Here is an 18,644-nt window from a genome sequence, read left to right as displayed (position 1 = left end):
ATTCCCAAAGTTTTTTTTTATATTAATCTGCTAATTCTAGATTAAGTTTCTACATATTTAAAAACTGTATAATCTTAGTTTCTAAAATAGACTCTAAAAATTATTTACTTTATCTAAATAAGTATTGTATTTTTGATTTTTAAATTGATTAAATCAAATTTTTATATTTGAATCTAAAATGTGTATATATTTAATACTTTTTCTTTCAGTATTTCTTTTTCATTTAACTCTGGATTATTTATAACAATTTCAAGCATCTTATTTAAGATATGTCCCATGTCTTTACCTGGTTTTACACCTATAGACATTAAATCTTTTCCGTTAATAGCTAAGTCTTTAATATTAAAGCATTCCTTTTGATTTATTATGTGTTTGAATTCTTTTTCACACTCAATAAGGTTCAATATCTTTTTTTTCGCATATTTTGGGTTTTTAGCAAGTGTATCAGCCCAATTAACTTTTATTAAATCTTCAAATAGTTCAACATTTTCTAGTTTATTTAATAACTTTTTAATTATTTTCCTTTTTGGTTCTATCCTATAATCATGATATTGTATTAATAGTAAAACTTTATTAATAGTACAATTATCATACTTAAGTCTCTTCAAAATCTTCTTTGCAATCTTTACAGATTCTCTACTATGAGTATAAAAGTGGTCAATACCATTTTTGTCAGTTGTTTTAGTTACTTTTTTACCCAAATCATGAAATAACATTGTAAGTTTTAAATACAGTTCATCTTCAATTACTTCTGTGGCTATTAAAGTGTGTTTTTGCACATCATAAATGTGATATGGATTATGTTGAGTAACATCTTCTAATTCACATATTTCAGGAATTATAAATTTCAACAAACCTGTTGAATTTAACAAATTTAATTTAGATGAATCAGATACTAGCATTTTATTAAATTCAGTCTGTATTCTTTCCATAGAAACATTTTTTATCAATGCTGATTTTTTATGAATACTTTGCTTAGTACCTTCAGCTATTTTAAAATTGAGTTGTGCCGAAAATCTAACTGCTCTAAGCATTCTAAGTGCATCTTCTTCAAATCTATCTACTGGGTTTCCAACACAACGTATATACTTATTTTGTATATCTTCATAGCCATCAAATGGGTCGACTAATCCTGTCTTTGGATTGTATGCAATTGCATTGATAGTAAAATCTCTTCTTGATAAGTCCTTAACTATGTTATTTGTAAATTCTATTGAATCTGGATGTCTACCATCACTATAATTTCCATCAATTCTATAAGTTGTTACTTCAAATGGTTCATGTTCAATCATAACTGTTACAGTCCCATGTTGTATACCAGTTGGAATTGTTTTTTCAAATAATTCTACTACTACCTCTGGTCTAGCACTAGTTGTTATATCCCAATCATTTGGAATTCTTTCTAATAAACAATCTCTGACACATCCTCCAACTACATAAGCTTCATAACCATTCTTTTCTAATTCTTTAATTATATAGTCTACTTTTTTAGGAATTTCTATATTAATCATAAATATCACCTTTTTATTCTTTTTTAATATATTCTTACTTATATTTTCTATGAGTTTACTTAAAATATACCACAAAAAAGCTAGATTAATTTAGAAATAAATCTAAAATCACTCTAGCTTTTAAATATCTTTATCTAAATTTATTCATCCAATTTAAGTACAGACATAAATGCTTTTTGAGGAACTTCAACAGAACCAATTTGTCTCATACGTTTCTTACCTTCTTTTTGCTTTTCAAGAAGTTTCTTCTTACGAGATATATCTCCACCATAACATTTAGCAAGGACATCTTTTCTTAGAGCACTTATTGTTTCCCTTGCAATAACCTTATTACCAACAGCAGCTTGTATAGGTATAGCAAACTGATGTCTTGGAATCTCTCCTTTTAATTTCTCACACATTGCCTTTCCTCTAGGGAAAGCACGAGTTTCGTGAACAATAAAACTAAGTGCATCAACTTGCTCTTTATTAATTAATATATCAAGTTTTACAAGTGTAGATGCTACATAACCTTTAACCTCATAATCAAGAGAACCATAACCTCTAGTTCTTGATTTCAAGGCATCAAAGAAATCGTAAACAACTTCATTGAGAGGAAGGTCATAGTGAAGCATTACTCTTCTCTCATCTATATATTCCATATTTAACATGTTTCCACGTCTTTCCTGGCAAAGTTCCATAACAACACCTACATATTCTTTAGGAACTATTATATCTCCTTTTACTATTGGCTCTTCTATCATCTTTATCTCAGATGGTTCTGGTAAGTTTGCAGGATTTTGTATCATTACAACCTCTCCATCCATTTTTGTAACTCTATATATAACAGATGGCGCTGTAGTAATTATATCAAGATTAAATTCTCTCTCAAGTCTTTCTTGCATTATCTCCATATGTAAAAGACCTAAGAAACCACATCTAAAACCAAATCCTAATGCTGCTGAAGTCTCAGCTTCATATTCAAGTGCAGCATCGTTTACTTGAAGCTTTTCAAGAGCATCTCTAACATTTTCATACTTTTCTCCTTCTCCTGGATATATACCACAATATACCATTGGAGTAGCTTTTTTGTACCCTGGTAAAGGTTCTTCTGTAGGATTATTTGAGTCTGTTATCGTATCACCAACACGACAACTTCTTATATCTTTTATGCTAGCCGCAATATAACCAACATCACCTGCTGATAATTCACTAAGTTCAGTTTGACCTGGAGCCATGACACCAACTTCAGTTACTTCAAACTTTTTATTGGTATTCATCATTTTTATTGTCATACCCTTTTTAACAGTTCCTTCAAATACTCTAACATAAGCTACAACACCTTTATAAGCATCATAGTAAGAATCGAATATTAATGCCTTTAATGGAGCTTCATTATCTCCTTTAGGTGGAGGAACATTTTTTACAATATCTTCTAAGACATCTTCTATATTTAAACCAGTCTTAGCTGAAATAAGAGGTGCTTCACTTGAGTCAAGCCCTATTAAATCTTCTATTTCATTTTTTACTTCTTCTGGTCTTGCACTTGGTAAATCTATTTTATTTATTATCGGTAATATTTCTAAATCTTGTTCTATAGCAAGATAAACATTAGCTAAAGTTTGTGCCTCAACACCTTGAGCTGCATCGACTACCAATAATGCTCCCTCACATGCAGCTAAACTTCTTGATACCTCATAATTAAAGTCTACATGTCCAGGTGTGTCTATGAGATTTAAGTAATATTCATTTCCATCCTTCGCTTTATACATTAATCTTATGTTTTGAAGCTTTATAGTGATTCCTCTTTCCCTTTCAAGGTCCATATTGTCAAGTAATTGACTTTTCATGTCCCTTTCACTAACAAGCCCAGTTTGTTGTATTAATCTATCAGCTAAGGTAGACTTTCCATGGTCTATGTGTGCAATTATACTAAAATTTCTAGTTCTACTTTGTTTATTGTCCACCTTAAAATTCCCTCCTCTTGATTATTCTTATAGTTATTATTTTACATTATATAAAAACTCTTTATATACCAAATTTAAAATTTTTAAATATAAACTAATTGGCACTAAACAAAATTATCCACATTATATGTGGATTATCAAGTCTAACACTAAATATTATATAATATCGTAAACTTAAAGTAAATCCTATAAAATACAGTTAATGAATTTTTATTTTATACATTAAAAATACATAACTAAAATAAGGCTTATTTTAATCAATAAACCTTATTCACTTATTATTACTTATTAAATTTTCTGATGGATGATTTCATGTATATCAAAGTTCTATATATCAAAATCAAATTTTGTTATATCAAATTTAATACTTGGAAAGTCATATTGTTTCATTCCTAGCATACTTTTTGCATTACTGTCTACTATAAATACACAAACTGATGTACCTATAATCATAGTAATCAAAAACATAATTTTCATAATATACTTGTATTTTCTTAATTTACTTTTACTTTCTATATTTTTTTCTAATCGGCTCATTTAACATGCTCCTAATTATACCTTAAAGCTCTAATTTTTTTGTTTAAAATATTCATCCAAAATCTCGGCTAAATACTTTGTAGTAGCTTTAGACTCTTCTACACTTGTTGCATTATTTCCTATTTCTACTAACATATGATTCTTAACTGCAAATTGATTGAATCTAGCATAGTCTTTTTCTACTATTGGAGACACCAAACCAGGGTATTTCTTTTCAGCAAAAGCAGTTATATCTTCTGCTAAAGCTCTAAGTTGTGCTCTATTTGTGTTTTTGCCTCCTACAACAAAGAAGAACTTTGATACTCTCTCTCCATTTATCATAGTTGTATATTTTAAATGGTCTTTTTCCTTAGTGGCTGGATTAGTTAAATCCCTAGCATCTCTATGTAAGTCTATTGCTATGTCCACTGAATTATATTTAGGTAATATACTTTGTATTGTTTTTAAGCTACTTGCATAAGAGTTATTATAAGATGGATAGTCGTGGTACTTAGTTGTATGAACTACACCCCATCCCTTGCTATCTAAAGCACTAGTTAATGCACTTCCTACTTCCATTACTGAATTTTTCTTATCTCTTGAATGGTAGTTTCCAGCAGGTGAATTTGAATAAGTTTCACATCCATGAGTATGATATATCAAGATTCTTGGATTTTCTTTAGTTACCCTTAAATCATCCTTATAATCTGAACTAGATGTCGTGTTAGTTTCAGTTGTATCTGAATTTTTTGACTCAATATCTGGAACATTTTCTTTACCAACATAAAGTTTTATATATTCTTTTTCACTCTCTTTTTTATTATCAACTTTACTTGCATCTTTAGATTTATTGTTTTCTTCTTTACTTTCTTCCTTATTTTCTTTGCTTGTTTCTTTATTTTTATTATTCTTTTTATCTTTTGTATCATTTCCTTTGACTTTAGCTTCTGGATAAGATGAATTTACTAAAAACTTTAAAAAATCATCCTGATTCAAAGCTAATGATTTTCCTGGTAAAATGCATGCTAATATAAAAATCAAGGTTACTACTTTAATGCATTTTTTAAACATAATTGTTCCTCCTTATTTATACCAATCTACCTGGATGCAAAGACCTATTTAAACCTTCGCTTATTATTATAGATAGATTTTCGATTGTATCATCTATATCCTTTGGTGTTACTATTAAATTCTTGTCATATGGGTCTAATGAATCTTTTATTAGATGATATTTTTCTTCTTCTTTAAGTTTTTTCAACATTTCATAAAAACTTTCTGTTTCTTCTGATTGAGCTATTAAATTGTCTATTGCCATATCTAAAACATCTATTGTAAGAGTTGCTGCATCAACCACTGTTGGTACTCCTATTGCAATAACATCTACTCCTAAAGTTTCTTTAGTTAGAGATTTTCTTGTATTGCCAACACCTCCACCAGGTGATATTCCTGCTGTTGATATTTGTATAGTAGAGTTTACTCTTTCCATTTTTCTTGAAGCCAATGCATCTATTGCTACTACTCTATCTGGTTTTACTTTTTCAACTAATGACTTTACTATTTCACTAGTCTCTATTCCAGTAACTCCCATAACTCCTGGGCTTAAAGCTGACACCTCAGAAAAATCATCATCATAATCTTTATTATAATTTTTAAAGATATGTCTAGTCACAAGTGTTTTTGATACACTTTTTGGTCCTAATGCATCAGAAGTAATATTTCTATTTCCAAGACCAATTACCAGTGTTTTTTTGTTTTTGTCTTGTCCAAATATATCTACCAATTCATCTTTCAAATAACTTATCATTTCTTCTCTTGATTCATCATCATCAAACTTCATAAGATTACTTTCTAGAGTTATATATTTTCCTATATCTTTATTCATTATTTCTGAGCCTTGTTCGTCTATTACTTCAACTTTAGTTACAATACAATTTTCTAATTCTTTAGTTTCTATTTTTACACCAGGAATACTACTTCCTTCTTGAGACTTTTCACACATTTCACTAGCTTCTAAAGCTAAATCTGTTCTTACATTAATCATATAAACCTCCAGTATAAATTAAATGCTAATTATAATTGTTAACAAAATTTAGTATTTTATAACAAAAAACTATAAATTTATTTAAAACAAGTAAAATTAAGGCTTTCAATGTAAGAAAATTGACTTTGGTCAGTAATTTTCCAGTAAACTTTCATATCTATCATTTATTTACAAACATAAAAAAGTAGAAACTATTTATATAGGTGCTACCTTTTATAAAAATGAGATGAATGTTATTTTGTTTTATCATTATCAACTATAGGTGGAGAAGATATAAGTATATTCCTTTAGTACATATACCTTTTCAAGTACCACGCACACGGTTTTCTTTTACTACTTCAATCATATTATTCTCTTTATACTATCAATTGAACTTAGTGCATTTAATATTATTGGAAAAGCAAAAATTACTAGCGACAATGAAATTCCCATAGTTAATAATTTTTTATACATTTTCATAATATAAATACCACCTAGATATTATAGTTCTACTTAAATAATATACTATAAAATGAAAAAATCATTTTAATTATTGGAAAAATTATCTTAATTAAGCATATAAATTTATATTTTTATAAATTTTTCATTAAATTTACAAAAATGAGTAATTTCTTGTATTATCTTATAATTATTGGAAATACTATCAAAATGTATGTTAATAATTTGTATTATTTCAAAATATTTGTTATAAAAATAAAATATTAATTCACATGAGTTAAAATATTTAAAAAATAAAATACGTTAACATAAAAACAAGATATTGCAAATTATTTATACACAATCTACAGTCTAAAAAATCAAAATAAAGAACATTATTAAAATATATAAATAATAATCCTTGATTTTTAGATTTATTTCTGTTAAAATCTAATATGTTGACGATGAATATGATAAAAAAATACAGGGAGGTGAACACGGTGGCAAATATAAAATCAGCTAAGAAAAGAATAAGTGTTATCGAAAAGAAAACTGCTTTAAATAGAGTTAGAAAATCTCAAATAAAAACTGCAATAAGAAGATTCGAAGATGCTGTTGCAGCTGGAAACAGAGAGGATGCTGTTGCTAAGTTCCAATATGCTCAAAAAAGAATATACCAAGTAGCTTCTAAAGGAACTATACATAAGAATGCTGCAGCTAGAAAAGTAGCTAAATTAGCTCAAAAACTAAACGGTATGAACGCTTAATTACCAGTTTATATTTCTTATATATAATGACCCCTATGTAGGGGTTTTTTATTTTGAAAATTTATACAATAAAAAATAAATAGTTAGATATATTATAGTGTATTATATACTTAAACTCAATTTAGTCTATTTTATTTTAAACTACAATAATCCTACTATTTATTTTTTATATACTGTTAATTTATATAACTTTTCTCTTACAATACTTACTAACCAACATTTCTACCGCTAAAGTATCCCTTATAAGACCTGTCTTTATTTTATAATCACTTTCTAATATATAATTTAATATTTCTACAATTATATCATCAGAAAAATTTTTAGTTTGCTTTAATGCTTTTCCTACAACAAATTGATGCATTTTTAATTTATCAGCTATAAGTTTTGTTGAATATCCATCAAGTTGTAACTGTCTTACTTGCATAATTATTTTAAATTGTCTTGCTATCATAGAAAATATACCTAAAACAGACTCGCCTTCCTGTATCATATCGTTTAATATTTTCATTGCATTAGAAGCATCTTGTTCTCCAATATAATCGATTAATTTGAATATATCGTTCTCAACTTTTTTTTGAGATAATTTATCAATTACATCATTGGTTACGTTATTTCCTTTACCAACAAATGAACTTATTTTATTTATTTCGTTTTCTAAATCAGATAAAGTCTTTTCACTACTCTTATCTCTATATCCTTCTTGTTCAATAAAATACATTATTTGAGAATTTTCTATTATAACGTCATTTAAAGCAAAAGATTTTTTTATCCATTTAAATAAATCCATATCAGAAAGCTTGTCACAATCAAAAACAATTCCATTATTCCCTATTTTCTTAACTAGAGATTTTCTTTTGTCAACATCCCCATATACAACAAAAACTATAGTGGTAGTGTCTGGAGTATTGTCTAAATGCTCTATTAAGTATTTCTCATCACTATCTGTAAAATTCTTTTTCTTTCCCTTTAATAGTTCAAAGTCTTTTATTATTACTATTTTTCTATCATCCATAAATGGAAGTGTTTCTATAGAGCTTATAAGCTGATTTAAGACTATTTCCTTTCCATCTATTATATCTAAATTAAAATCAAGCATTCCCTCGTTTAGACTATCTTTAAATGCTTTTATTGCATTCTCGATTAAATAATACTCTCTTCCATAAAAAAGATACATTTTTTCAAAATTTTTCTCTTTTACATTCCTTATAATATCCTTGTAATTCATTCTCTTGCTCCTTTATCTCTTTTCCTTCTATGTAAAATATGTAAAAAAACACTCCTATGTAATAAATCACTACAATATAAAATTTAGGATTCTCTATATTAATATATGCAAAGCTTAAATTACTGAGTTTCTCTAGTAAAAAAAATATGCTTTCTATCAGTGTACTATTAAAAAAGGATATAATTTTAGCTATTACTACACTTATTTTAAATACTATTAAACTTGCAATACTTAAATACATCATTACTCCTACAAATGGTACTATAATTAAATTTCCTATAATTGAAAGCAGTGGTATACCTTTAAATGTATAATAAATTATAGGCAAAGTTAATATATTTGATGATATTGTCAATGATACCATACTTAATTTTATAATACTATTTATTTTATTATAGAATATTAATATAGAAAATGTAGCTAAAAAAGATAATTGAAAACTTACATTATATATAACATAGGGGTTATTCATAATTAAAACTATCCCTATTAGAGACAATGCCGATATTCCATCTTTTTTTCTATCAATGAATATTGATAAATAAAAAACCATAACAAATGTTATAGACCTAACTATGGATGGAGACGCACCTACCATTATACAATATAAAGTTGTAAAAATCGACAGTATTAATAATTTATACAATTTATTTATACCTCTTAATAGAAAGGATATAATTACACATAGTATACCTGTATGAAGACCTGATATAGATATTACATGGCTAGTTCCCGTTCTAGTAAAAATTTCTTTTTGTTCGTCAGTCAAATTTTCAACTTCTGCTAATAATATAGAATTTATAAAGTCTGAGTTTTTCTTATATAAATACCTATAAGTCTTACTAATATAAGACTTTATTTTTCCTATTAAAGAATAAATTTTATTTTTACCAATAATTTTATAGTTATTTATATATATTATACCTTTATAGCCAGTGCTTTTTATATATCTTCCATAATCAAAATCATCATACTTCATTTTGTCTAAGCTTTTAAATTTGCCTGTAATGCTAACTTCTTGACCAATTTTCAAATTTTTATTTCTCGTATAATCATTTATCAGAAAAACTCCTACCTTATATTGATTGTATTTTTTCTTTTTAACTTGCCCTTTAACTATTCCCTGTATAGTTATTATCTTATCATTAAGCTCTGCATCACTTTTCACATTATTCGTTATGATAAATGATATAACTATCACAAATATTAATATAATTAATAAAGGTCTTCTTATTTGAATTATAATCACTCCTATATAAAAACATATTATTTAGATTATTTTCAAATAGTAAATTTTTAAACAAGATAAATTATTATATAAACAAAAAAATACGTCAAAAAGTTATAAAAATCTTTTGACGTATTCTACTTATATATATTCATTTATATAATTATTTTTTTTAGAGAAAATATAATTAAGTATTTCTATCGTTTCTTCTGAAACATCTTTTATATCGTTTAAGAAAAGAGCTTCTTTTACATCTATATAGGAAAATGCTAACTGTGTTAAGGTATTTATATCTAATTTAATATCAAAACCTTCTTGAACCTTTTCTGTATCTTTTTTATATAATTGCTGTACAGATACCTTCTTATTCTGTACAGAAATTTTAAATAGACCATTATTTTCATCTATAAACTTGTCTTCTACTAATAAATTAACTGAACCATTAATATCCTTATCAGTATCTATATCTTCAATAAATTTCTTTACATTTATAACTCTTCCCATCATAAAAGGTTTTATTTTTATCTCACTATCCTTAGGGTTGTCTAATATAAATCTTATCTTATCTATTATAGGAGTAGATATAGTAGCTATCTTACATTGAGTATTATGATTATATATAAATTTGAGCATTGATTTAAGAGCATCTATATTTTTATAAAATAACTCTCTAACAAATATTTTATCTCCCTGAAGAAAATAAACTATATATCCATCCTTCTCATTTCCTTCATGAATGTATAAAAATCCATCTTCACTTTGAATCTCTTTAAATAAGTTTTCATAATAATGTTCATCTTTTAACACATTACCATTAACCTCATTTAAAAAAGTTCTATCTATTCGTATCAAATCATCAATTTGTGATAAATCAGACTTTATCATTCTTCCACTTGACTTAAAATTTTTTAAGTCATCTGTATTAATAGTATATTCAATCTGGTCATAACAATGCTCATATCCAAATCTTCTATAAAGTCTATAGTCAATAGGCATCAATATAGACACTAATTGCCCTCTTTTATACAATTCGTTTAAAGTAAATTTAATTACTTTACTCATATACCCAGTTCCTCTTCCTTCTGGAAGTGTAGAAACTCCCACGACATAAGATGTATTATATACCTTATTATTTAGTAATAACTTATACTGATTTAGCTGAAGAGAGGAAATAATTTTTCCTTCATCTAAAGCCACTACAGTATTTTCAGATTTATATTTATCACTAAAATAGTACTTCATAAAACTCTCGCTGTCGTTAAAACAATAGCTCCAAATATCTTTTATACTTTCTATTTCTTCTTCTTTAGCATATCTAATCTCCATATAGTCTACTAAGCCTCCCTAACACTGTACTTTTCAACAAATCTACAAGGATGATAAGAAAGTTTAGCTTTTCTCAATCCTTCAATACCTAAATCTTCTTCTCTATTCACAAATTCAACATCCTTAAATTCACTTACTAAAAATTGCTGATTTATAAATGGGTACAGACCTCTTATATCAGGATTAGCTTTTTCTATATGAATCAATGCCATATTTTTATTTAAAAGTTCTCCTATACTAAAAGCTTCTAATTTTCCATCTACATAGACACCAAACACTTTTACCTTGTCTTTTAATACATCATAATGGTTAAATATCTTTTTGATACCTATTAATTCATCATCCATACTTTCATCAAATTCATTATTTTCTTCCTTATTACTTTCCCATTCTTTCATTAATACTAAACACTCATCAAAGTTTTCTTTATCTAATAACTTGGCTTCATATCTACCTGCATACTCTTTTAAGAAATAATTTATATGATTTCTTTTCTTTTGATTCTTCTTGCCAGCTAGAGTTCTTAAACTTTCTGCATCATAGATATAGTCAAATAAATCTCTTTCTTCTATATACTCAAATCTATCTGGATATTTTTCTTTTAAAAATTCTATTACTTCAGTAGTAATACCTCTTAGGTATATTTTTTTATTATTTTTAGAAAAATATTCAAGTACAAAATCTACTACTTCTGGAAGTTTGTCTTTTTTAGCAAGTGGTAATATTGAGAAACTATCTCCTTCATACTCCCCAACTAAAACAGCAAAATCTTCACCTATATAATATCCCGTCTTATAAACATGTTGCCACATATATAAAGTACTAAAACAGTACTCACAAGCTTCATAATCTACTAAATCAAAATATGGGTCTAACTCTTTTTTTGAATTTAGTTCAATATCTTTGAAAAACATAAAATCCTCCTACCTTTTTTTATTGCTTAATTTTTAAAAAATTTTATTTTGTATCTATAAAAACTCCAATTTTGTTATGGTATTAATTTCATTTATATTGTTTAAAATATAAAATATAATAAGTCATATATATCTTATATTACCCATCATAAATTTATATAAACATGTAATGAATGGAGTGATTTTTTATTGAGAAATAAAATTTTTTTATCAATACTTATTATAATATCACTTTTAAGCGGTTGTGACAAAAAATCTCTACTATCTGTACATATGATTGATGTAGGTCAAGGTGATAGTATTTTAGTACAAACACCCACAAACAAGAATATATTAATTGATGGAGGTGATGAAGATAGTGAAAACATAATTATTAGTTATCTTAGACAAAAAAGAATAAAGACTATTGACATTATAATAGCTACACATCCAGATTCAGACCATATAGGAAGCCTTGACAATGTTATAAAAAAGTTTAATGTAAATTCCGTGTATATGCCCGAACAATCAACAGATAGTGAATCTTATCAAAACCTAATAAATTCTTGTACTGATAAAGACCTATCTATTCAGTACCTCTACAAAGATGATGTTTTAAACATAGATAGCAATATAAATATATATGTATTAAGTCCATCATATATACAAGAAGAACCTAATTTAAATTCTATAGTTTTCAAATTAACTTTTAATGATAACTCTTTTTTATTTATGGGCGATGCTGAAGAACAGAATGAAAAAGAAATCTTACGCTCTTTTGAATTAAACAATATTAATTTTATAAAAATAGGTCATCATGGAAGTAATTCTTCATCATCTTTAGAATTTATAAAAAAAATTAGTCCAGATATAGCTGCAATATCATGTGGATATAAAAATCAATATGGTCATCCACACAGAGAAGTTATTAATAATCTAAAACAAAACCATGTATCAATTTATAGAACAGACAGAATAGGAGATATTGTTTTTTATAGTGATGGAGAAATTATATTCACAAAACATAAATATGAGATAGATACATAATATAAAAAACAAAACTACAACTACATAAAATAAGGTAATGTAAAATAATTAGGCTAAAAGTATGAATATAAAATTGTTTTATATTCATGCTTCTAGCCTTTAAGTTGGTATATAAAATTAAAAAATTTAAAACTTATTGTCCTAATAGTTCATTAACTATTACAGATGCGATTACTAGCCCTCCTACAGAGGGAACAAATGATACACTACCAGGCGTTACTTTTCTGCCATTCATTACTTTCTTTTTAAGTTCTATTGGTTGTTCAGTAGAATATACTACTTTTAATTTTTTAATACCTCTATCTCTAAGTTCTTTCCTCATAACTTTAGCTAAAGGACAAGTGCTTGTTTTGTGTATATCCGTAACAACTATTTTAGTTGGGTCTAACTTATTTCCCATCCCCATAGAACTTATTACTTTTAATCCTTTTTTTTCACAAGTTTCAATTAGATGTATTTTAGAACTTACCATGTCTATTGCATCCACAACATAATCATATCTTTCAGTAAGTATTTCATCACTAGTATCTTTATTATAAAGACTTCTTATTTTTTTTATATTAATATTAGGATTTATATCTAATATTCTTTCTTCCATAACATCAACTTTATACCTTCCTACAGTTGAATGTAAGGCTGGTATTTGTCTATTTATATTGGTTATATCTACATCATCAAAATCTACAATAGTAATCTTACCTACTCCAGCTCTTGCTAAAGCTTCAACAGTAAAACTACCAACTCCTCCAACTCCAAATACTATTACATTTGAATTATTAAGTTTTTCTATCCCATCATCTCCAACTAAAAAACTAGTTCTTGTTGTAAAGTTATTTTCCATCTTTCCACTCTCCTAGACTTTTATCTAAATATATAATAGTATTAGAAAATTTACATTATATAATACAAAAATATCATATATTATTAAAAGTAAATTATCTTAAAATAAATTTAAAAAGGTATCTTTTAATATTAAAAGATACCTTTTACATACTGGCGGGAATGCGTGGGAATCGAACCCACCTAAGAGGCTCTTAACCCCTCATACTAGTTTTGAAGACTAGAGGGCACACCGGCACCCATCCACTCCCATAATGAAATCCTTCTCAACGAAATCTATAATATCATATATTTTGACTCTTTGCAACAATTTTTATAGATTTATCTGGTAGTAAATTATAATTTAAATAGCTTTTATCTATACATGGTTAAAATTTACATCTTTTATTGTATATCTAAACTAAAAAACTGGAAATTATATTTTAAGAATCTATAAAGAGTTTCTTCTCTATATAATTAAAATATAATTTCCAGTATAAATATAAATTATTTAACTATTTTAATATACGTATATCTATAGTTTTTCTTCCCCAGTTATAAACTGTTTTTGAATCATTCATATAGATATCAATTTTATTTCCTTTTATTGCTCCACCACAGTCTTCTGCAGTAAACACCATATCAAATTGAGGTATATAAACTTTAGTTCCATATGGTATAACCTTAGGGTCTACAGCTATTGTTCCCCACTTAGGTTTTGTTCCTGTTGCAGTTATACTATGACCAGTATATGCAGTTGCGACCACTCTCATATTTTTACCATTGTTGCTACTACTGCTACTAGATGATGAAGCCGTTCTTCTTGAGCTTTCTCCCCTTGATGAAGCTACTTGCATTTCCACCTTTGTTCCTTTGCTTACAACCTTATTTACTGGCTCAGCTTTAACAACTTTTTTCACAAATTCCTTTTCTACTTTCTTTCCATTGTGATAAGTCTCTTTATATATTAATTCACTCTTACCAGACTTTCCTTCTTCTTTAACTTTAGAATCTCCCTTTAATAAAGAACCATCTTCAACAACTGTAACTTCAAATGGAATGTCTTTAGTTTCTACAACTGTTTTTTCCTTTACATCAATTACTTCTATTTTATCTCCATTAGATAACTTTGAATTTTCATCTAAAGTAACTATATCATTTGCATCATAGCTAATGTTTTGAGATTCTAAAAGGTCTCCTACATTAGAACTGAACGTTGATATAGTTCTTTCTTCTCCCCTTACTACTAATGTTACTTGTTTATTAAGTGCAGAGTATCCCGATAATATTCCAACTGATAAAACAACCGCCATTACCGAGACTTTAGCATTACTCAATTTTTTAAAATTCATATAAAATTTCCTCCCTAAGATTTTTTACACTATATATTTTGCTTCATAAAATTCTACTTTGTAAGTTTCTTTTTTTATTTGTGTTTTTTGTGTAACTAAATTGTAACTATTTTTTCAAGAGTTGTCAACTTGACAAAAAAATAGAAATATGCATATATAGTATTTTCAACTATTTAAGCATATTTCTATTAGTTACAACAATGTCATTGTTTATTGTTGTTTTGTTATCATTTTGTTACCTTTTACTTTTATATGTTTTCTATTTGCCAATTAATAGGTTCTTTTCCTAACTTTTCCAAAATTTTATTTATCTTAGAGAAGTGTTTACATCCAAAAAAGCCTTTATTTGCTGACAATGGGCTTGGATGAGGTGCTTCCAAAATATAATGCTTACTTGTATCAATCAACTCTACTTTTTTACGTGCATTACTTCCCCATAATACAAAAATAACTGGGTCTTCACGCTCACTTAAAATAGAGATTACTCTATCAGTAAAAATTTCCCATCCTTTATCCTTATGAGAATTAGCTTCATGCGCTCTAACAGTAAGAGCAGTATTTAAAAGTAACACTCCTTGGTCTGCCCAAGGCATTAAATACCCATTGTTGGGTATAAAGCACCCTAAATCATCTTTTAGTTCTTTATACATATTTAACAGAGATGGTGGAGTTTTCACTTGTGGTTGAACTGAAAAAGCTAAACCATGAGCTTGATTATCTCCATGATAGGGGTCTTGTCCTAGTATTAAAACTTTAGTATCTTTATATGAAGTGTGTTTTAAAGCTTCATATATATTGTGCATATTTGGAAAAATTTGACGTGTTCTATATTCTTCTATAAGAAATTTTCTTAAATTTAAGTAGTAATCTTTTTCAAATTCTTCTTTCAATAATTCATCCCAATCGTTTCCTAAGTTAACCATAATTATCACCAATTCCTTTCAATTATTTTTATTATTTTATTTAGAAATTATATCTTCTTGATTATCTTTCTTTTCATTTGTATTTATTTTTATGCTCACTCTATTAGGTATACAAACTATACTTTGACTTGGCTTATTTATAAACCCAGTGTGTACACAGACCTTGTCAGGACATGAAGCATCTACTATCTCAACCCCTTTATCATGAATCTTTACTATGTTATACCCCCCTCTATTCTCTATTTTAAATTCTTCTTTGGCATTTATTGAAACAGTTTTATACAATTTATTATCTACATAAATCTCAATATTTCCAGCATTTTTAGAATTTATAACATTTATTACCCCATAACATGCTGTAATAACAACCAAAATGCCTAAAATAAGAAGAATGTCTTTTTTCTTCATTTTTTGTCCTCCTATGAAATTATGTTATAATAAAATAATAACACAATTTCATAGGAGGAATATACCATGAATAAGAAAAAAATCACATTTATTTTTGTGATATTGATTTTAGCATTAATTTTATTTTCATTTTTTAGGAATTCAAGCCAGAATACTAAATATAGTAAAACTAGCTACTACCTTGGTACAGTAAATGAAGTTACTGTATTTAATGTAAAAGAATCCAAAAGTGATAAAATCTTAAATGAATGTGATTCAATTTTAAGATATATTGACAACAAAATGAGTACTCATATACCAGGAAGTGATGCTTCTAAAATAAATGATAATGCTGGTAAGAAATTTGTCAAAGTTTCAGATGATACATTTTTCGTTGTAAAAGAATCCATACAATATTCCAAATTATCAAATGGATATTTTGATATAACAGTTGGTCCAATATCAAATTTATGGGCAATTGGTACAGATAAAGCTAAAGTGCCAAGTGATTTTGAGATACAAAATCTTCTGCCTCTTATTGATTATAAAAACATTCTCTTGGATGAAAAAAATAAATCTATAAAATTAACCAAAGAAAACATGAAAATTGATTTAGGTGCCATAGCTAAAGGATATGCTGCTGATAAAATTGTAGCTTATCTAAAATCAGAAGGTGTACAAAAAGGTTTAGTAAACTTAGGAGGGAATATATTTACTTTAGAAAATGGTAAAAATGATAAACCTTTTAAAATAGGTATTCAAGACCCAACTAGTAAAAGTGGTGAGTCTATAGGAAACATAGAAACAACAAATAAATCTGTTGTTACCTCTGGAATCTATGAAAGATTTATCGAAAAAGATGGAAAAATATATCATCATATGCTAAATCCATTTACTGGGTATCCTTTTGAAAACAACTTAAGTAGTGTTACGATAATCTCCGATAAATCTATTAATTGTGATGCTTTATCTACTTCTACATTTGGACTTGGACTTGAGAAAGGTATGGATTTAATTAATAGAATTGATAATGTAGATGCTATATTTATAACTAAGGATAAAAAAATATACTTAACTAAGGGTATAAAAGATAACTTTAAACTTACAAATGAAGCTTTTTCTATTGAAAAATTAAATAAATAATGAGTTTAAATAATAACTATACCTATATACGTACAAAATACACACGAATTTAAATAGTTATCACATAACTAACGCAAATTTAAATTTTATATAAAATATGGTATATACTAAGTAGTCTAAAACAAATTGTACTTATGTATATACCATATTAATAGTTCAAATCTATATAAAACACTAATTCAACTAATTTTTATAAAGACTTTAAAAATAAATCCATTCTATTTAAAGCTTCAATTACATTTTCTTTTTGAGTTCCTAAATTTATTCTAACATAGTTTTCACCATCTTTTACAAAATGACTTCCATCTTCTAATAATACCCCTGTATCAATAGCCAACTTATCTGTAAATTCACTTGCACTTATACCTAATCCACTTATATCCATCCAAGCTAAATAAGATGATTCCATCTTCATCAATTTAATCTTATTATATTTATTTACCCAAGTTTCTAAAAGTTCATAATTTGATTTTATATATTCATTTACACCACTTAACCACTCACGACATTCATTATAAGCAGTTATCAATCCTATTATTCCAAACACATTTGGAGAAGTTATAGAATTTTGCTTTAGTTTATTTCTAAATGTATCTCTTATACCCTTATTTATAACTATTGAATAAGAAGTCTTTAATCCCCCAAGATTAAATCCTTTATTTGGTGATGTCAATAGAATAACATTTTCTAAAAGCTCTTTTTCAATCTTAAGTATTGAATTAAATTTTCCATAATGAATATGCTCTGCATGTACTTCATCTGCAACCAAAATAACATTATTTTCTTTACATATAGTTGCTACTCTTGTCATTTCTTCAATCGTCCATATCCTTCCAGATGGATTATGTGGTGTACAAAACATCATTAACTTAGGTTGATTTTCTTTAATTTGAGTTTCTAATTTCTGAACCTCCCATGACTAAAGTCACAGGGTTCCTGCTTCATAGAATTTTGCATACTAAAATATGTCTTACCAATTCTCCACAGGCTATCCCCGTAGTTCCTACGGTTCTTACATAAGTTATCTATTTTGAACTGTTATTAGTCTTAATCCTTCTTTTAATATATTTATACTTGCATTTATATCTCTATCGTGAGTTTCA

The 18,644-nt window shown here is 26.9% G+C and carries 16 protein-coding genes, 1 tRNA gene and 1 pseudogene; 3 read left to right on the top strand and 15 right to left on the bottom strand.

Features of this window, described 5'->3' with window-relative positions:
- Positions 1–173 precede the first annotated feature (173 nt).
- From IR152_RS00095 to gpr, 5 genes are all read right to left on the bottom strand, one after another.
- The gene (locus tag IR152_RS00095; RefSeq protein WP_227449817.1) at positions 174–1,511 is read right to left on the bottom strand and encodes a CCA tRNA nucleotidyltransferase; all 1,338 of its coding nucleotides are present in this window, start codon (positions 1,509–1,511) and stop codon (positions 174–176) included.
- 140 nt (positions 1,512–1,651) lie between these two features.
- Complete coding sequence (gene lepA, locus IR152_RS00090; protein ID WP_227449816.1) at positions 1,652–3,457, bottom strand: translation elongation factor 4; 1,806 nt, start codon at positions 3,455–3,457, stop codon at positions 1,652–1,654.
- A gap of 327 nt (positions 3,458–3,784) precedes the next feature.
- A complete protein-coding gene (locus IR152_RS00085; RefSeq protein WP_227449815.1) occupies positions 3,785–3,994 on the bottom strand; it encodes a hypothetical protein in 210 nt (69 codons plus the stop codon).
- Between the two features lie 30 nt (positions 3,995–4,024).
- Positions 4,025–5,044: a stage II sporulation protein P gene (gene spoIIP / locus IR152_RS00080; RefSeq protein WP_227449814.1), complete on the bottom strand. Its 1,020-nt coding sequence runs from the start codon at positions 5,042–5,044 to the stop codon at positions 4,025–4,027.
- A gap of 16 nt (positions 5,045–5,060) precedes the next feature.
- Positions 5,061–6,014 carry a GPR endopeptidase gene (gene gpr / locus IR152_RS00075; protein WP_227449813.1) on the bottom strand — a complete coding sequence of 318 codons (954 nt, stop codon included), beginning with the start codon at positions 6,012–6,014 and terminating at the stop codon, positions 5,061–5,063.
- A gap of 917 nt (positions 6,015–6,931) precedes the next feature.
- Between gpr and rpsT the strand changes: the two genes are divergently transcribed.
- A complete protein-coding gene (gene rpsT / locus IR152_RS00070) occupies positions 6,932–7,198 on the top strand; it encodes a 30S ribosomal protein S20 (protein WP_009890686.1) in 267 nt (88 codons plus the stop codon).
- Positions 7,199–7,379: 181 nt separating this feature from the next.
- Here the strand turns inward: rpsT and holA are convergent, their stop codons facing one another.
- The 4 genes from holA to IR152_RS00050 all read right to left on the bottom strand — a co-directional run bounded on the left by holA (position 7,380) and on the right by IR152_RS00050 (position 11,891).
- Entirely contained in the window at positions 7,380–8,423 is a 1,044-nt protein-coding gene (holA, locus tag IR152_RS00065; protein ID WP_227449812.1) for a DNA polymerase III subunit delta, read from the bottom strand.
- Positions 8,377–9,678, bottom strand: a complete 1,302-nt coding sequence (locus tag IR152_RS00060) for a ComEC/Rec2 family competence protein (RefSeq protein WP_227450230.1) — start codon at positions 9,676–9,678, stop codon at positions 8,377–8,379. Before IR152_RS00060 ends, holA begins: the two co-directional genes overlap by 47 nt.
- Positions 9,679–9,792: 114 nt before the next feature.
- Complete coding sequence (gene eis / locus IR152_RS00055) at positions 9,793–10,977, bottom strand: enhanced intracellular survival protein Eis (RefSeq protein ID WP_227449811.1); 1,185 nt, start codon at positions 10,975–10,977, stop codon at positions 9,793–9,795.
- An 8-nt stretch (positions 10,978–10,985) separates the two neighbouring features.
- Positions 10,986–11,891, bottom strand: a complete 906-nt coding sequence (locus IR152_RS00050; RefSeq protein ID WP_227449810.1) for a DUF2156 domain-containing protein — start codon at positions 11,889–11,891, stop codon at positions 10,986–10,988.
- Between the two features lie 189 nt (positions 11,892–12,080).
- Here IR152_RS00050 and IR152_RS00045 point away from each other — a divergent pair, with 189 nt between their 5' ends.
- On the top strand, positions 12,081–12,917 hold the full coding sequence (locus tag IR152_RS00045) for a ComEC/Rec2 family competence protein (RefSeq protein WP_227449809.1): 837 nt from the start codon (positions 12,081–12,083) through the stop codon (positions 12,915–12,917).
- Positions 12,918–13,050: 133 nt separating this feature from the next.
- Here the strand turns inward: IR152_RS00045 and IR152_RS00040 are convergent, their stop codons facing one another.
- From IR152_RS00040 to IR152_RS00020, 5 genes are all read right to left on the bottom strand, one after another.
- Positions 13,051–13,758 (bottom strand): ThiF family adenylyltransferase, encoded by a 708-nt coding sequence (locus IR152_RS00040; RefSeq protein WP_227449808.1) that lies wholly within the window; start codon positions 13,756–13,758, stop codon positions 13,051–13,053.
- Between the two features lie 153 nt (positions 13,759–13,911).
- Positions 13,912–14,008: transfer RNA gene (locus IR152_RS00035), tRNA-Sec, on the bottom strand.
- 243 nt (positions 14,009–14,251) lie between these two features.
- Positions 14,252–15,088 carry a G5 domain-containing protein gene (locus IR152_RS00030; protein WP_227449807.1) on the bottom strand — a complete coding sequence of 279 codons (837 nt, stop codon included), beginning with the start codon at positions 15,086–15,088 and terminating at the stop codon, positions 14,252–14,254.
- A gap of 248 nt (positions 15,089–15,336) precedes the next feature.
- Positions 15,337–16,011, bottom strand: a complete 675-nt coding sequence (locus tag IR152_RS00025) for a uracil-DNA glycosylase (RefSeq protein ID WP_227449806.1) — start codon at positions 16,009–16,011, stop codon at positions 15,337–15,339.
- A gap of 36 nt (positions 16,012–16,047) precedes the next feature.
- The gene (locus IR152_RS00020; RefSeq protein WP_227449805.1) at positions 16,048–16,419 is read right to left on the bottom strand and encodes a NusG domain II-containing protein; all 372 of its coding nucleotides are present in this window, start codon (positions 16,417–16,419) and stop codon (positions 16,048–16,050) included.
- Positions 16,420–16,485: 66 nt separating this feature from the next.
- Here IR152_RS00020 and IR152_RS00015 point away from each other — a divergent pair, with 66 nt between their 5' ends.
- Positions 16,486–17,541, top strand: coding sequence for an FAD:protein FMN transferase (locus tag IR152_RS00015; protein ID WP_227449804.1), 1,056 nt, complete (start codon positions 16,486–16,488; stop codon positions 17,539–17,541).
- Between the two features lie 190 nt (positions 17,542–17,731).
- Here the strand turns inward: IR152_RS00015 and IR152_RS00010 are convergent.
- A pseudogene (locus IR152_RS00010) lies at positions 17,732–18,439 on the bottom strand (aminotransferase class I/II-fold pyridoxal phosphate-dependent enzyme); the annotation flags it as partial.
- Positions 18,440–18,644: the final 205 nt, after the last annotated feature.

The organism is Clostridioides sp. ES-S-0108-01, assembly GCF_020662285.1.
Lineage (GTDB): Bacteria > Bacillota > Clostridia > Peptostreptococcales > Peptostreptococcaceae > Clostridioides.
The sequence above is the reverse complement of the archived record's forward strand: the minus strand, read 5'-3'. Positions and strand labels throughout refer to the sequence as shown.

Excerpts from the sequence above, each read along its gene's own strand:
- IR152_RS00095 (WP_227449817.1), bottom strand. The coding sequence starts at position 1,511 with ATGATTAATATAGAAATTCCTAAAAAAGTAGACTATATAATTAAAGAA.
- IR152_RS00085 (WP_227449815.1), bottom strand. The coding sequence starts at position 3,994 with ATGAGCCGATTAGAAAAAAATATAGAAAGTAAAAGTAAATTAAGAAAA.
- spoIIP (WP_227449814.1), bottom strand. The coding sequence starts at position 5,044 with ATGTTTAAAAAATGCATTAAAGTAGTAACCTTGATTTTTATATTAGCA.
- gpr (WP_227449813.1), bottom strand. The coding sequence starts at position 6,014 with ATGATTAATGTAAGAACAGATTTAGCTTTAGAAGCTAGTGAAATGTGT.
- holA (WP_227449812.1), bottom strand. The coding sequence starts at position 8,423 with ATGAATTACAAGGATATTATAAGGAATGTAAAAGAGAAAAATTTTGAA.
- eis (WP_227449811.1), bottom strand. The coding sequence starts at position 10,977 with ATGGAGATTAGATATGCTAAAGAAGAAGAAATAGAAAGTATAAAAGAT.
- IR152_RS00050 (WP_227449810.1), bottom strand. The coding sequence starts at position 11,891 with ATGTTTTTCAAAGATATTGAACTAAATTCAAAAAAAGAGTTAGACCCA.
- IR152_RS00040 (WP_227449808.1), bottom strand. The coding sequence starts at position 13,758 with ATGGAAAATAACTTTACAACAAGAACTAGTTTTTTAGTTGGAGATGAT.
- IR152_RS00030 (WP_227449807.1), bottom strand. The coding sequence starts at position 15,088 with ATGAATTTTAAAAAATTGAGTAATGCTAAAGTCTCGGTAATGGCGGTT.
- IR152_RS00025 (WP_227449806.1), bottom strand. The coding sequence starts at position 16,011 with ATGGTTAACTTAGGAAACGATTGGGATGAATTATTGAAAGAAGAATTT.
- IR152_RS00020 (WP_227449805.1), bottom strand. The coding sequence starts at position 16,419 with ATGAAGAAAAAAGACATTCTTCTTATTTTAGGCATTTTGGTTGTTATT.
- IR152_RS00015 (WP_227449804.1), top strand. The coding sequence starts at position 16,486 with ATGAATAAGAAAAAAATCACATTTATTTTTGTGATATTGATTTTAGCA.